The 15182-nt window shown below is 44.4% G+C and carries 10 protein-coding genes and 2 riboswitches; of the genes, 6 read left to right on the top strand and 4 right to left on the bottom strand.

What is annotated here, in order from left to right; translation table 11 throughout:
* Nucleotides 1-48: 48 nt before the first annotated feature.
* Both HBHAL_RS02965 and HBHAL_RS02970 read right to left on the bottom strand, forming a co-directional pair.
* Nucleotides 49-717, bottom strand: coding sequence for a superoxide dismutase family protein (locus tag HBHAL_RS02965; protein ID WP_014641850.1), 669 nt, complete (start codon nt 715-717; stop codon nt 49-51).
* Between the two features lie 136 nt (nt 718-853).
* Nucleotides 854-1975 carry an alcohol dehydrogenase catalytic domain-containing protein gene (locus HBHAL_RS02970; protein ID WP_014641851.1) on the bottom strand — a complete coding sequence of 374 codons (1122 nt, stop codon included), beginning with the start codon at nt 1973-1975 and terminating at the stop codon, nt 854-856.
* Nucleotides 1976-2246: 271 nt separating this feature from the next.
* Here HBHAL_RS02970 and HBHAL_RS02975 point away from each other — a divergent pair, with 271 nt between their 5' ends.
* Nucleotides 2247-3005, top strand: coding sequence for a class I SAM-dependent methyltransferase (locus tag HBHAL_RS02975; RefSeq protein WP_145955978.1), 759 nt, complete (start codon nt 2247-2249; stop codon nt 3003-3005).
* A 37-nt stretch (nt 3006-3042) separates the two neighbouring features.
* Nucleotides 3043-3471, top strand: coding sequence for a FosM family fosfomycin resistance protein (gene fosM, locus HBHAL_RS02980; protein ID WP_014641853.1), 429 nt, complete (start codon nt 3043-3045; stop codon nt 3469-3471).
* A 975-nt stretch (nt 3472-4446) separates the two neighbouring features.
* Here the strand turns inward: fosM and HBHAL_RS02985 are convergent.
* Nucleotides 4447-5658: an Nramp family divalent metal transporter gene (locus HBHAL_RS02985; RefSeq protein ID WP_014641854.1), complete on the bottom strand. Its 1212-nt coding sequence runs from the start codon at nt 5656-5658 to the stop codon at nt 4447-4449.
* Nucleotides 5659-5830: 172 nt separating this feature from the next.
* Entirely contained in the window at nt 5831-7312 is a 1482-nt protein-coding gene (locus HBHAL_RS02990; protein WP_014641855.1) for a xylulokinase, read from the bottom strand.
* 1376 nt (nt 7313-8688) lie between these two features.
* Here HBHAL_RS02990 and HBHAL_RS02995 point away from each other — a divergent pair.
* The 4 genes from HBHAL_RS02995 (at nt 8689) to guaA (ending at nt 14910) form a co-directional block, all read left to right on the top strand.
* Complete coding sequence (locus HBHAL_RS02995) at nt 8689-9654, top strand: AAA family ATPase (RefSeq protein ID WP_014641856.1); 966 nt, start codon at nt 8689-8691, stop codon at nt 9652-9654.
* Nucleotides 9651-10916 carry a DUF58 domain-containing protein gene (locus HBHAL_RS03000; protein WP_014641857.1) on the top strand — a complete coding sequence of 422 codons (1266 nt, stop codon included), beginning with the start codon at nt 9651-9653 and terminating at the stop codon, nt 10914-10916. Before HBHAL_RS02995 ends, HBHAL_RS03000 begins: the two co-directional genes overlap by 4 nt.
* Entirely contained in the window at nt 10916-13120 is a 2205-nt protein-coding gene (locus HBHAL_RS03005; protein ID WP_014641858.1) for a transglutaminase TgpA family protein, read from the top strand. The genes HBHAL_RS03000 and HBHAL_RS03005 overlap by 1 nt, the downstream gene beginning before the upstream one ends.
* Before the next feature lie 31 nt (nt 13121-13151).
* Nucleotides 13152-13253, top strand: a riboswitch (purine riboswitch).
* A 118-nt stretch (nt 13254-13371) separates the two neighbouring features.
* Nucleotides 13372-14910, top strand: a complete 1539-nt coding sequence (gene guaA, locus HBHAL_RS03010) for a glutamine-hydrolyzing GMP synthase (RefSeq protein ID WP_014641859.1) — start codon at nt 13372-13374, stop codon at nt 14908-14910.
* An 83-nt stretch (nt 14911-14993) separates the two neighbouring features.
* Nucleotides 14994-15096: riboswitch (purine riboswitch) on the top strand.
* Nucleotides 15097-15182: the final 86 nt, after the last annotated feature.

Raw genomic sequence — 15182 nt, forward strand, 5'->3', positions numbered from 1 at the left:
CGATAAGGAAAGCCCCTGGGTCTCAGGGGCTTTCGTAATGGACGGGCCTTATTTGCTGATTTCACCACATGCAATTCTTGCAACTGCATCTCCGGAAGGTTGCGATTCTTGATCATCAGCTCCTGCATGAATAACGAGAGCTGTTCCGCCTTCCTTCAGGAGGGAGCTCTCCTGGCCTTCTTCCAAAGTAACCCTTTCCGCCGTCAGTTCCTTCTGAATAGAACCTTCTTCGGATACTTCAAGATTAGGAAGGTCTCCTGCATGGGGTCCGTCCTCCGATTCTGTACCATGACTCACGTTGGTCGGGTTAAAATGACCGCCTGCTGATTTAAAATCTGGTTCTTCGCACATGCCTTTTTCATGGATGTGGAATCCGTGGGTGCCCGGCGGAATATCTGATGCGCTGAAATCAATTTTTACAGCGCCATCAGCTTGTGTGAGTTCAGCTTTGCCCATCTCTCTGCCTTCCGTATTCATCATCTGTACAGAGATGGTTTTACTAGAGTCATTCTCTGACTGGGAGTCGCTGTTACTTTCAGATTCACTGTTTTCACTAGATTCGTTCTCCTCCTCGCTTTCTCCATTGCCGTCTGCATTCGTTTCGACGGATTCCTTTCCATCGTTTCCAGAATCTCTGGCACTGTCTTCATTTTCTGTGCATGCAGATAGAGCAAATACGGCTAAACCAATAATGAGTAAGGGAAGTAAACGCCTCATATAATCTCTCCTTTAGGTATCGATTGATGGATCGGTTATTTTTGAAAACTGGGATGAAGCTGAACTGGAAAAAGCGTATTTCTTTTATTCAAACCATCTAGAAAAGCAGCAAGTGGTGGACTTGCTGCTTTTCATATTATGGTTTAAGCACGACCTTGATGTTGTTGTCTGATTTTTTATCAAAAATATCATAAGCTTCAGGTGCATCTTTTAGATCCATTTTGTGCGTAATGATGTCAGTAGGATCAAATTCGTTGTTTTCAATCATGTTATAAAGTTCCGGCATCAGGTGAATGACGGGAGCCTGTCCCATTTTCAAGGAAACGTTACGGCCGAACAAGTCTCCGATTGGGAAGTTATCCGCATTGATGCCATATACACCTGTTAATTGAATGGTTCCAAATTTCCGGACGGACTCGGAAGCTGTGATAATGGGGCTGATATTCTGGTCATTGCTGGGACCGTGATCGCTGGAAGCAACGGTACCGTCCATTCCTACACAGTCAATGACCACATCGGCTCCCCCTTGGGTTGATTGATGGAGGAAACCACCGATTTCATCATGTTCTTCAAAGTTATACGTTTCAACATTGTTGGTACGCTTCGCATGTTCAAGCCGGTGAGGAACATGATCGATGGAAATCACTCGCTTGGCTCCTTTTATCCAGGCGAATTTCTGAGCCATCAGACCGATGGGTCCAGCACCAAGAATAACTACGGTGTCATCTTGCTTCACACCGCTGTGTTCCACGCTCCAATAGGCGGTCGGTACGACATCGGACAAGAAGAGCACATTCTCATCTTCCAGTTCACTTGATTCTGGAACGACAAAGGAAGTGAAATCAGCGTAGGGAACGCGGAGATACTCGGCTTGGCCGCCGGGATAGTTCCCGAATTGCTCGGAGTAACCAAATAGAGACCCATTATCGCTGTGCGGGTTAGAATTATCACACTGGCTTTCCATCTGATTATTACAATAGAAGCAGTCGCCGCAGCCTACGTTAAATGGGATCACTACACGGTCCCCCTTTTTAACATTTTTCACTTCAGGCCCTACTTCTTCTACGATACCCATGGGTTCGTGTCCGATAATATAGTCTTCGGACAGGGAAATTCCGTTTTTATAAAGGTGTAAATCTGAACCGCATATACCTGTTACGGTTATACGGACGATCATATCATCGCCTCTTTGAATTTTAGGAGCTTCAACGTTTTTTACTTCAACATGGTCTTTTCCTTGATAGGTCAGTGCTTGCATGGAACGTCACGCCTTTCATTGGAATAGATTACTTCTTATATACGTTCACTATGCCAATGGGTTTGAAACTATAAAAAGGATAATATGGTATATTTTGCCTAATATTTACTTCTTCTATTATCAGATTGTAGTTAGGTGAATAAGGTGTAAATGACTCATGAAAAACGCTTGTTTTTACGTTTCATTCCTTAAAACTTCTTGAAATAAGGGCAGGCAGACAAGCTTCGCGTTATAGTATACATACAGGTTGTAGAGAAAAGGGGAGGTAACGATCGTGTCAAAAGAAATTCTAAAACAAAATAAGGTAAGCTGGGATATTGTTGCGCCACATTTTAACGGCGTGGATGCTTTGCCAAACTATGGACCATTCGCTCAAACCGAAGAAGAATTACAGCTTTTCGAAGATATTCAAGGTAAAAAAGTGCTTGAAATTGGTTATGGTAGCGGTCATTCCTTGCGTTATATGGATTCTAAAGGGGCGAGTGAACTGTGGGGCGTCGATTTATCCAATACGCAACAGGAAGCGGCCACTCAACTACTACAAGGGTTAAAGCCTCATTTATTCTGCGGAGCGATGGAAACAGATGTCGGACTGCCTAGGGAGTATTTTGATTATGTGTACTCGGTTTATGCGATCGGGTGGACGACAGATTTACAGGCAACCTTTGATCTCATTTATTCCTATTTAAAAAAAGGCGGGACCTTTATATTCAGCTGGGACCATCCTTTATATGCCCATGTGACTAGTGAAGATGGAACATTGCGCTTGAAGGGGAGCTACCAGGAGGAAGGGGCTAAAGTCATGAAAAATTTTAAAGGGGAAGAGGTGGATATGATGATCCATAAGCGGAAGATATCTACTTATATGAATCAGTTAATTCACTCGGGATTTCGAATAGAGGAAGTTATAGAAAGTGAGCCTGGACAGAGCTACGATGGAATAGAAGCAGAAGTGTCCGATCGCTATTATTCATTGTACAAAGCCCGGAAGTTTCCGGCGACTATGATTATAAAAGCAGGTAAACGCTAGGCTGAAAGCTGCAGATAACCTAGAAGGAGTTGAATTTATGTCCATTCAAGGATTAAATCACTTTCTATTTTCCGTATCCGATTTACATAAATCGATTCAGTTTTACCGTGAGGTGTTTGAGGCAGAGTTATTGGTGAAAGGCGAGAACACGGCATATTTTGATTTGAATGGGATGTGGCTGGCACTTAACGTGGAGAAGAATATTCCCCGCCATGAAATCAGTCAGTCTTATACTCATATCGCCTTTTCTATTGAACCTTCTGAATATGAAGCGATTTATAACAAACTTGAGGCGTTGAATGTAAATATCCTTTCTGGACGGCCGCGCAGTGAACATGATAAACAGTCAATTTATTTCACTGACCCGGATGGTCACAAGTTTGAGTTTCATACAGGTACTTTGGAAGACAGGCTAAACTATTATAAACAAGAAAAACCACATATGGAATTCTATGACCGGTCATAAATCTCATCCTAATATTTCCACCTCAGGTCATCTATATAAAGTAATTTTGTGTAGGTTTTAATTTAATTACTGCTCTGTTATAGTTTATTGTTCATTTTTCATAAGGCTTATTACGCAATAGGGCCGAATTGTGGAAGACTCAGCTTCGAGATAAATTGGGCCCGTTACGCTGTGAGGAGGGGGCTGGTGGGGAAATAACTCGCTTTCCTATGGCCCTACACGACGTGGGGTCGATCGACGATGCCACAGGAAGTGGCGATTTTAGTCGATCCACCTTTTTACCAGGATCTTCCTCGCTCGTTTCACTCCCTGCGGGATCTCACCTGATTCCTTCTCCCGTTCTTACACTTCATAAGGAGGGAGTAATACATCAATGCCTAAACGTCATAGAGTGCTATCCAGCTCCAGCACCTAGCGTCTAGTGAGACTTCCCTCACTTCTGTACGATAAGGCAACATCGAATCGCTCCGCTCTTCGTGTTTTCTTTATCTCCGCCAGTTCAGTCCAGTCCATACGCCGCTGACCAAGGTGCTTCCGCTTTCATCCAGGGAGTCTCGCCATTTCCCCACCAACCCAGCTTTATTAGGAAGAACGGCCCCTTCGGAAAAAGAGAATTCTGTTCTCCTTAACCTGGCTGGAATGCTTATATAACAGGCTCTATCCCATAGTTTCAGCCTGATAAAAGGATAAAGCGGTTTCGATCTTCTGATTTGGCAAAGTCCGGAGGGGGATGATGTAGACTCCTGTGGGATGAAAATGACAGGGGAGACCCCGTAAGGCGAAGCCTGAGGAGGCTCCGCGCATTCCCACGGAAAGCGAAATCATCCCCCAAAGGACTGTCCTCTCAGCCTAAATATCTCGAAACTGAGTCTTACAGAAATGGGAGCTTTACCTTAATAACAACACGGAAGGTTAACAGAGCCTTAATTAAAGAGAGATAAAATAAAAAACCCGTCCGATGGCGGGTTTTTGGGTTTAGAAAATACCAAACGACATAAGGGATAAGGTTACAGTAATGATGAAGATCAGCCAGCCTACTATATTGATCCAGATTGGATTGACGTATTGGTGCAGTGTTTTTCGATTATTCATGGCGAACATTAAGAATAAAACAATAATCGGCAGAATCAATCCATTCGCATATTGAGAAAAAACAATCAGTTGAATAGGATCATACCCAAGGCTTGAAAAGATTACACCTACGAGCAGCACGACCATCCAAACCACACGGAATTTCGCTGAACGAAGATTCTTTTCCCATCCCAGCGCTCCGGCTGTGGCATAGGCAGCAGCCAGAGGAGCTGTCATGGAGGAAGAAATTCCAGCAGCAAAAATCCCTATGGCAAAGACGTATTTAGCCCATGAACCAAGCAGCGGCTGTAACTGTTCTGCCATGGAGGAAGGATCCTGAATGGACGTTCCTAAAGGAAAAGCAGCAGCTGCTGTAATGATAATGGAAACGGATATAATTCCGCATATTGCCATAGTCAAAAGAACATCGAAGCGGCTGTCGCTTAGTTGTTCTTCCCCTTTAAATCGTTCCTGGACGGTAGAGGATTGCAAGAACAGAGTGTAGGGGACAATGGTGGTCCCTATTAAAGAAATGACATACAATGTATTTCCGGATGAAACCTTAGGAACGAATCCTTTTGTGAATATGGCAGAGAGGTCAGGCTGAACTACGATAGCCGTGATCACAAAGCTTAGTGTCATTATTAAAATAAGTCCTACAAAGACTCGTTCAATCACCTTATATTGGCCAATCCATAAGAGAATTCCGGCAAGGACTCCAATTATAACAGCAACCAATTTAGTAGGAAGTCCGGTGATGGCTACCATCCCGAGGGCTCCGCCCACGATATTACCAGCTTCATAGGCTGCACTTCCAATCACGATGGCAGAAATAATTAATAAAATCGCGATCCATTTTAATACAGGATTGGAAAACTGTTCTCTTAAAATTGTACTTAAATCCTTACGAGTAATTACTCCAAGTCTGGTTACCATCTCTTGGAGAAACATGGTGGCTATAACGGAAAAAACGAGCGCCCAGATAAGAGCGTAACCAAATTCTGCTCCAACATTACTGGCTGTGGTGACCGTTCCTGGTCCAATGATGGCTGCAGCCACAATAGCGCCTGGTCCGACATTTTTCAGCCGTCTTTTAAAGGTGCTGTCTTTAGGCATAACGTTCCCTCTCTTTCTATTTGTTTAAATAGGAAGTGGTGAAGCTTGAAAGACTGCTTCGGCTAGGTCCGATAATATGTACAAGGAATTCATTACATTACCGGCGAAATGTTTTAATTTTTTAACAATTCCCTTTATGATCCTCCGTTAATCGTTTTATTTATAATGCCAATCAGTTGTTATAGGTACCCTGAAGACTTGGATAAAGCTTGAGGTAACGCCCGTATTGGGATCTATAAGTCTCCTGGTTTTCTTGTGCAGGTGTGAAAACTTCGGCTCCCTGGGGATCGATATATTTTTCAGTAAATTCCGCGTAATCTTCGACCCAGCCCATCCCGATAAAAGCAGTCGAGGCAGCTCCAAGTACAGTGGAGTATTCGCTTTCATTTGGAACTCTGATCGGTCTATTTAAAATAGTAGCGAGTGTTTGAGTCCAGACACGGCTTCTGGTTCCACCTCCTATGATCGTTATCATTCCCTCTTGTTTTTCAGAGAGGGATTCAATAACCTGACAGCAGGAAAAGCATAATCCTTCTACTACCGCACGTGCGAAATCGGATTTCTGGACAGCTGGGTTCAGCCCAACGAAGGCACCTGAAGCTTCTGGATCCATAACCGGAAACCGTTCTCCGTGCAGATAAGGTAAAAAGAGAACGCCATTTGCACCCGCTTGCGAGGCAGCGGCCAATTTTTCAAAATATTCGTAAGGTGATTCACTCTGGTCCCCCCAAGTATGGACGGCCCACTGATAAACGTTTCCGGCGTTCAACAGCGGGGCGATGGAAATGTTGGTTCCTTCCGGCAGGTGCGAAAGGGTAAATACGCCGTCTATTTTATTTGCACTCTTTTTTGTAGGAGCAGCTGCCCAGCCCGTAGTTCCCAAGTATAAATACAAATCACCTTCGTGAAGAGCGCCTGCCCCGAGTGTGGCGGCACCTGCATCCCCGCTGCCGCACAAGACAGGAGTGTCCACAGAAAATCCTGTCCATTGAGAGACTTTATCCGTTATCTTTCCTGCTTCTTGTTCAGGTTCAAGGAGACGCGGAATCTTACTGGCATCTATTGAAAAATCGGAAAGAAGTTCTTCGCTCCACCTCCGCTCATGTAGATCCATTAGACCTGAAGTTGCTGCGGTTACAGGGTCGGTCACTGCTTTATTTGTCAACTTATAGATGAGATAATCCTTCGCGCTGAATACGAAGGCTTTCGCATATTGGTATTGAGCTGGCTGATGCTTATTCATCCATAATAATTTCGCAAGAGGAGTAGAAGAGCGGATCGAATTCCCTGTTATATTTGAAAGGAAAGGCTTCTTTGATTGGATATATTGTGCTTCTTTATCTGCTCTTGTATCTGAATAAAGAATGGCTGTAGAAGTAGTTCCAGAAGCATCTAGCGGAATAACATCTTCCATTTGGCCGCTAAACGTAATTGCCCTGATGGCCTCTACTCGTTCGGGAGTGGTGTCCTGCCAAATTGATAGGATAGTTTGAAGCGCCTGCCACCATTGTTCCGGCTGTTGTTCAACTTCCCCGTTCGGACCATATTTCGTTTCAATTTCTATCGACTGTTCACTCGCCCGGTGCCCCTGTCTATCTAAAAGAATTCCTTTTAGAGCAGATGTTCCCAGGTCGAATGCTGCTATGTATGTCATTCTGATCCCTCCAGCTTGAATAGTGAATCCTTATTTCTTCAAATTGTACACGATTCAATCCATATAATGAACGTAAGATTAAGAGATGATAGAAATGATAGGCTCGTTTATTCCAGCAATTTATTATGAGAAAGACCAGCTTTAAAAGGGGTGAAAAAAGATCTGTATTTATTTGTAAAAAGATAGGCATAGAGGTATATTTATGTTATCTTTAATTCAAGCCATCTTAATTAAAGAGAAATTATAAAAAAGAGACGATGGTTTGTATAGGTATAGGATTAGGTGGTGAAGCTCTGGTCCATTGGCCAGGGCATTCAGTGGCAGTAATAGTCACATTGAGTAAAAAAGTGGGAATCCTCATCATGGATTTCCACTTTTTTATTTTTTACTAATTTTAGTCAACCTGAGGCTTATTGCAGATACGCTCCCATTACTTGAAGACTTGATTTCGAGATAAATGGGTCCGTTGTCAAAAAAGGGAAGGCGGCTACGGAAACAACTCGTCTTGTTCCATCACCCAGACACTCGAGACATAAGCCGCTCATCAACGGATTGAAAAACCGCCATCCTTTTGATGGTCGGCTTATGCTGGTCGTGTCTTTCGGGGTGATTCTACATTTGAACACTTTCCTGCGGCCCTACACGACGTAGGGTCGATCGACGTTGCCACAGGACGTGGTGACTTTAGTCGATCCTCCTTTTAAATGAGCCTCCGCGGTCGTTTCACTCCCTGTGGGGTCTCGCCTAGCTCCTTCTCCCGCGGGAGTCTCATCGTTTCCTCCGCCACCCCAACGACCTCTAGTGAACGGACCCTTACAATAGGAGACAGGAACCATACTGTATCTGCCTCAAATGCTTCTAGTAAGGGTTGCTACACGCAAACAAACAACCAAAACCAGGGTGGATTATAGATGCTCCTTGGTCATTGGAAGGCGATTATGCAGAGATTTCGGACTCTCCATGATTGCAAAGGGCGGAAGGGAACGGCGAAGACTCCTGTGGGATGAACATGATCGGTGAGATCCCGGAAGGCGTAGCCTGAGGAAGCTCACCACAGAAGAGGAGGTTCGACTAAGAACGCCACGTCGTGTGGCAACATCGAACGACCCTGCGTCGTGCAGGGCCGGAAAGCGAACTCGTTCCCTGGAGCCCCTTCTCCATCCAATATCTCGAAACTGAGCCTTCCACAATACGGCCCTTTAGTTTAATAGATCCTGATTTTTACAAATTCTTAATGTTACTGAAATCCTAATAAGCCGGGAATTTTAATAGATAGGAACATCTACATATTTTGTCCCGAGTCTCCGGATGTAGTATAGTTAGAATGAGCGTGAGAATTCTGACAATAGTGTAATAGGAAGAAAGGGGTACACCTAATGAATCAGCAAACATTTTTATATCAGCCAAAGATTTCTGATGTGATGAAAAATATTAATAAGGTGATGATTGGGAAAGAAGAAGCGGCTTTACTAAGCATTGTGGCTTTGCTCGCGAAAGGGCACGTACTGCTTGAAGATGTCCCGGGCGTAGGAAAGACGATGCTTGTAAAAACCCTTGCCAAATCCTTGGATTGTGAGTTTAAACGAATTCAGTTCACCCCAGATTTGCTGCCATCTGACGTTACAGGTGTTTCTATATATAATCCAAAAGAAATGGAATTCGAATTTAAGCCTGGTCCTATTCTAGGAAATATTGTGTTGGCAGATGAGATTAACCGTACTTCTCCGAAAACTCAATCCGCTTTACTGGAAGGTATGGAAGAAACGAGTATTACGGTAGATGGAAACGCTGTGCCTCTTAAAGATCCTTTCTTTGTCATGGCTACCCAGAACCCCATTGAATATGAAGGAACGTACCCGCTGCCTGAAGCTCAGTTGGATCGTTTTTTGTTAAAGATGAAAATGGGATACCCTACTGCAAGTCAGGAAATGGAGATGCTGAGCCGGACATCAGGCGGCCATCCGATCAATGAGATATCGTCTGTAATTACCCGCGATGAGCTGGTGGCCTTACAGAAAGAAGTCGAAGAAGTGTATGTGGACACAACCGTAAACCGCTATATTATTGACTTAGTTACAGGCACTCGAAATCATGAAGGTGTCTATCTGGGTGTGAGCCCTCGTGGATCGATTTCCCTCATGAAAGCTGCTAAAGCCTATGCATTTGTTCACGACCGTGATTATGTTGTGCCCGATGATGTCCAGTACCTTGCCCCTTATGTATTGTCACACCGTATGATTCTTACTTCTGAAGCGAATTTTGAAGGAGCAACGCCTGAAAGTATTATCGAAGAGCTGCTCTCCGCCACTTCCATTCCTGTAAAGAGGAATATTAGTGAATGAGACAGACTTTTCAATTCACGGCTAAACTCCTCGTTGTATTGACATTGTTTACTGTTTTATTTTCTTATGCAATGTTTCAGGGAGGCTTTGTCAGCTGGTTTCTCTTCTACGCATTTCTTCCTTTTCTCGTCTACATGACAGGGGTACTGCTTTATCCAATAAACGACTGGAAGGTAGAACGTAAACTCTCCAAAAGGGTCGCTACAGGAGGCGAAAGTGTTGAGGTTAATGTGACACTGACAAGAAGAATCCCTTTTCCGATTTATTATTGCGTTATTGAAGAGTATCTCCCTGAGTCCCTCAAGAAACAGGACCGTCATCTAGAGAAATTCAGAGATATGGAGAAAGCGAATGAATTTCAGCAGGACAGAATTGTTAAGAAAGTCACGTTCCCCTGGTTCAAGAGACATTTACGCTACCATTATGAGCTTGAGAAGCTTCCGCGTGGAGAGCACCAGTTCAAGGCTTTCCGCATCAAAACCGGGGACTTTTTTGGGTTTATTAAAAAAGAGCACGTGTATCAGGAAGAGGATAAACTCCTCGTCTTTCCTTATAAGCGTCCAGTGAAAATGCGTGAGCGTGTGTACAGCTTTGAACAGGGAGCGAGCCCCTCTTTTAAACTCAATGAAAAAAATACGAACGTCGTCACAGGTGTTCGTGAATATAGGCAAGGCGACCGCTTTGCCTGGGTGGATTGGAAGACTACTGCCAAAAAGAATCAAATGATGACGAAAGAATTTGAGCAGGAAAAAAGTGTCGATATGCTTATCATTTTGAATGCAGTCTATCACCCTTCCATGAACCCTGTGAGCTTTGAAGGCTCCGTTGAATTCACCGCCTCTTTATTAGAGGAACTTCATAAAAAATCTTCTCAGCTTGCTTTCATGACTCTTGGAGATGGACGAGCGTATTTTCCGTTTCATCAGAATCATTCACAGACCCACCAAATTCAGGGCCATCTTGCTAAAATAAGGCCGCTCGGCCGTGTACCGTTTTCACAGCAGCTGGACCGTGAACGGGCTCAGATTCCTTCAGGGACGATTGCATTAGTGATCAGTCATTACTTAGATGAGAATACCGAACAATCCCTCGTGAAATTAGCGAAAAAAAGTAAGCGTCTTGTCTTTTTTTATGTGCGCCCGCGCGAGCAGTTGAACTTTCAAGACCATCAGCACATTAAGCTGTTAAAAAATCAGGGAGTCGTTGTTCAAGTATTATCAGAGGAGCAATTGATACAACAAGAATTTGAGGTGAGTACCTGATGCCAAATACATTTAATGACCAGCGCTCTACTGTGTTTAAACTTATGATCTATGTAATTGGTTTCCTATTATTCTGTGAATGGCTTCTGCCTTTGGAGGCTATTACGGAAACGAAAAATGTGACGATCTTTTTTATTTATGCAACGTTTTGTTTTTTCGTCTCTTTTATTCAGGTTCCATGGTACTTATCTATGCCCCTCAAACTGTTGGGATTAGCCTTTATATTGGACGGGCTCTATATTGCCGAAACCATTTTCAGCCGCAATTGGTTTTCTGTCCTCTATGATCAAATCGTCTTTAATGTCCAGGTGATTCAGGCACAGGAGTGGTGGCAGATGACTCCTTTATTCCGGAGTCTGCTTTTCCTCATCCTATTATGGTTAATGAGTTACTTGCTGTTTTACTGGATTGTAGTCGCTAACCGTATGTTCGTGTTCGTACTGCTTACGCTTATTTACGTTACGGTGGTCGATACGTTTACCGTATACGATGGAAAATGGGCGATCATCCGCACATTCGTGCTGGCAATGGCCGCTCTTGGTGTTACCAGCTTCCACAAAGAGATGGATAAAGAATCGATTGGTTTGAACGGGTTTAAAAAAGGTCACCTGTGGGTGCTGCCTTTGCTTGCGATCATCCTGTTTTCAACGGTTGCGGCTTATGCTTCTCCCAAACTTTCGCCGCAGTGGCCGGACCCCGTTCCCTTTATCCAGAGTGCTGCAGGAGGCGCTGGACCTGGAGGGAGCGGTGTCGTCCAAAAGGTTGGCTACGGTGAAAACGATAGTCGTCTAGGAGGATCCTTTATTCAGGACGATACCCGTGTCTTTACAGCCATGGCCGATGGAGAAAGGTACTGGAGAATTGAATCGAAAGATACGTACACCGGAAAAGGCTGGGAAGATACATTGGAAGATCCGGTCCAAACGGTTTCTCCTGACAATATTCCTTTTCAAACCTTTACGGATGAAGTCGAAGTAGAAGAACAGCAGTCCCTTATCGAGTTAACTAGTGAAGCTGATTTTCAAAAACTGGTGTATCCATATGGCGTCACTTCACTTGATTCTTACCCCGAAGATTATAGGCTTCGGATTCATGAAAATACCGGTGAAATGGATACACTCAAAGGAGATTCCAAAGCTAAGCTGAACAGATACGTCATCAACTATGATTTTCCTTCTTTTGAATATGATCAGCTTCGGGAATCGAGCACTGACGACCCGGAAGAGATCAAAGAGAACTACTTGCAGCTTCCAGATTCCCTGCCGGGGCGAGTGCGCAACCTCGCCAGTCAAATTGTCGAGGAAGCAGACAATCGGTATGATAAAGCGAAAGCTGTAGAGTCGTATTTTTCATCGAATGGATTCGAATATTCAACGACCGATGTACCGGTGCCTGATGAAAATGAGGACTATGTGAACCAGTTTTTATTTGAATCTCAAATCGGATACTGTGATAACTTCTCCACGTCCATGGTGGTTATGCTGAGGTCAGAAGGCATTCCGGCCCGCTGGGTAAAAGGGTTCACAGCTGGAGAGCGAATTGATGCAACAGATACTACGTACACCGATGGACTCCAGAATAAATATGAAATCACAAGTGGCAATGCGCATTCATGGGTGGAAGTTTATTTTCCAGATGTCGGCTGGGTTCCATTCGAACCAACGAAAGGGTTCACGAACAACGCGGATTTCTATACAGATATAGAGACCGACGACAGTGACTCGGCAGCTTCAGGTTCAGATACGGAAACCCCTGAAGACAATATGGGCAACCCGCAGCAAATGGAGGAGCAGGAGGCAGCCTCTGATTCTGAGTCCGTAAACATCGATTCAGAACAGAGCTATGTATGGGTCTATGTTCTGGCTGGATTTCTACTCCTGACTTTACTTGTTCTGTATGTGACTCGTTACAAGTGGATCTCCGCTTTTCTCATTCGACACTATCGAAAAAAAGAGGATGAGGAAACGTATGAAAAAGCCTACCAATATTTACTAAAAGTACTCGATCATAAAGGGTTCAAGCGGAAACCCGAACAGACGCTCAGAGATTATGCCTTCGTCGTCGACCGCCACTTCCAGTCCAATGACATGCGGCGTTTGACGAATGATTACGAGCGGGTTCTGTACAGAAATGAGAGTCGCCGTTCCCATTGGCCGAAAGTCACTGAATTATGGGAAAATTTAATTAAAAAAGCATTGTCTTGATTCCTGTCAGAACCGTTGATAGAATGAATGGAAATTAGACGCATTCTTCCTTCGTATATCCTCGAGAATATGGCTCGAGAGTCTCTACCGGGGCACCGTAAATGTCCTGACTATGAAGGTGGGGATCACGTGACGAGATATGCACGGATGGATTTCTGCCTTCGCCTGAATTATTTTAACGGGAAGGTGGGAATCCTTTTTTTATAGGCCCCTGGTCGTGCGTTTTTTCTAATGAAAAGGAGTGGAAAGATATGGAGCAGGTCCAAGGTATGATCCTGGTACTGGATTTCGGAAGTCAATATAACCAATTAATTACCCGCCGTATACGTGAGTTCGGGGTTTATAGTGAACTTCATTCTCATAAGATGACGGTTGAAGAGATCAAGGAACTGAACCCAAGCGGGATTATTCTTTCTGGCGGACCTAACAGTGTCTATGGAGAACATAGCTTCCGTTGTGACGAAGGTCTGTTTGAGTTGGGGATCCCGGTGCTTGGCATTTGTTATGGCATGCAGCTGATGACTCACCATTTCAAAGGAAAAGTGGAGCGTGCGAATGAACGCGAGTACGGAAAAGCAGAGATTAACATAGCTGAAGATCCGGCTATCTTTAAGAAAACTCCCCGGAATCAGACGGTCTGGATGAGCCATAGTGATAAAGTCATTGACCCGCCTCAAGGCTTTGTCGTAGATGCGACCAGTCCTTCCTGCCCTGTAGCTGCGATGAGCAATGGGGAAATTAATATGTACGGTGTTCAATTTCACCCGGAAGTGCGTCATTCCGAGTATGGCAATGATATCTTGCGCAGCTTCGTATTTGATGTATGTGATGCGAAGGACGACTGGACAATGGAGCACGTGGTGGAAATGGAAGTAGAGAAAATCCGCGATCAAGTCGGGGACCGTAAAGTATTGTGCGCGCTAAGCGGCGGAGTAGATTCCTCTGTTGTTGCAGCGCTGATTCACCGTGCGATCGGAGACCAGCTGACTTGTATTTTCGTTGATCACGGACTGCTTCGAAAGAATGAAGCAGACGACGTCATGCGCACGCTTGGCGACGGTTTCAATATGAATATTATTAAAGTAGATGCCAAAGACCGATTCCTAAGCAAGCTTGAAGGCGTATCCGACCCTGAAAAGAAACGGAAAATCATCGGTAATGAGTTTATTTATGTGTTTGATGATGAGGCTGATAAACTGAAGGAAATTGACTATCTCGCTCAGGGAACTCTTTATACCGATATTATTGAGAGTGGTACGGAAACGGCTCAAACGATTAAATCCCACCACAATGTCGGGGGCCTTCCTGAGGAAATGGAACTGCAGTTGATCGAGCCTTTGAACACACTCTTCAAAGACGAAGTGCGTGCGCTTGGAACAGAGCTTGGTGTACCGGAACATATCGTTTGGCGCCAGCCATTCCCAGGACCTGGACTTGCGATCCGCGTATTAGGTGCGATTACGGAAGAGAAGCTTAAAATCGTTCGTGAATCCGATGCGATTTTGCGTGAAGAAATTAAGGAAGCAGGACTTGACCGTGATATCTGGCAGTATTTCACCGTCCTTCCGGATATTCGATCCGTTGGAGTGATGGGCGATGAGCGGACGTATGACTATACAATCGGCATTCGTGCGGTTACATCCATTGATGGGATGACGTCCGATTGGGCTCGCATTCCCTGGGACGTTTTGGAGAAAATCTCCACCCGCATCGTGAATCAGGTCGATCACATCAACCGAGTGGTTTATGACGTAACGAGTAAGCCGCCGGCTACGATTGAATGGGAATAAACGAACATTAAAGTTATTTTTGATAAATAATGTTCGGGAATGGGGTTGACGAACTACAGTCTTCCCTAGTAAGATAGAGAAAAATTAAGAATTAGTAACACCGCCGTATAATTTTGGGGATAAGGCCCATGAGTTTCTACCGGACCGCCGTAAACTGGTCTGACTACGCTGGTGAATAGTTGACGCCTTGCATGTGGTTTGTGCCTGGCTCATCTATTGCCTCCGTATATAGGTAGACACTCTTGATCATTCAAGAGTGTTTTTTATTTGGG

Source organism: Halobacillus halophilus DSM 2266, from assembly GCF_000284515.1.
Classification (GTDB): Bacteria; Bacillota; Bacilli; order Bacillales; family Halobacillaceae; genus Halobacillus; species Halobacillus halophilus.

Coding starts and splice junctions, on each gene's coding strand:
- HBHAL_RS02965 (WP_014641850.1), bottom strand. CDS start 717: ATGAGGCGTTTACTTCCCTTACTCATTATTGGTTTAGCCGTATTTGCT.
- HBHAL_RS02970 (WP_014641851.1), bottom strand. CDS start 1,975: ATGCAAGCACTGACCTATCAAGGAAAAGACCATGTTGAAGTAAAAAAC.
- fosM (WP_014641853.1), top strand. CDS start 3,043: ATGTCCATTCAAGGATTAAATCACTTTCTATTTTCCGTATCCGATTTA.
- HBHAL_RS02985 (WP_014641854.1), bottom strand. CDS start 5,658: ATGCCTAAAGACAGCACCTTTAAAAGACGGCTGAAAAATGTCGGACCA.
- HBHAL_RS02990 (WP_014641855.1), bottom strand. CDS start 7,312: ATGACATACATAGCAGCATTCGACCTGGGAACATCTGCTCTAAAAGGA.
- HBHAL_RS02995 (WP_014641856.1), top strand. CDS start 8,689: ATGAATCAGCAAACATTTTTATATCAGCCAAAGATTTCTGATGTGATG.
- HBHAL_RS03000 (WP_014641857.1), top strand. CDS start 9,651: ATGAGACAGACTTTTCAATTCACGGCTAAACTCCTCGTTGTATTGACA.
- HBHAL_RS03005 (WP_014641858.1), top strand. CDS start 10,916: ATGCCAAATACATTTAATGACCAGCGCTCTACTGTGTTTAAACTTATG.
- guaA (WP_014641859.1), top strand. CDS start 13,372: ATGGAGCAGGTCCAAGGTATGATCCTGGTACTGGATTTCGGAAGTCAA.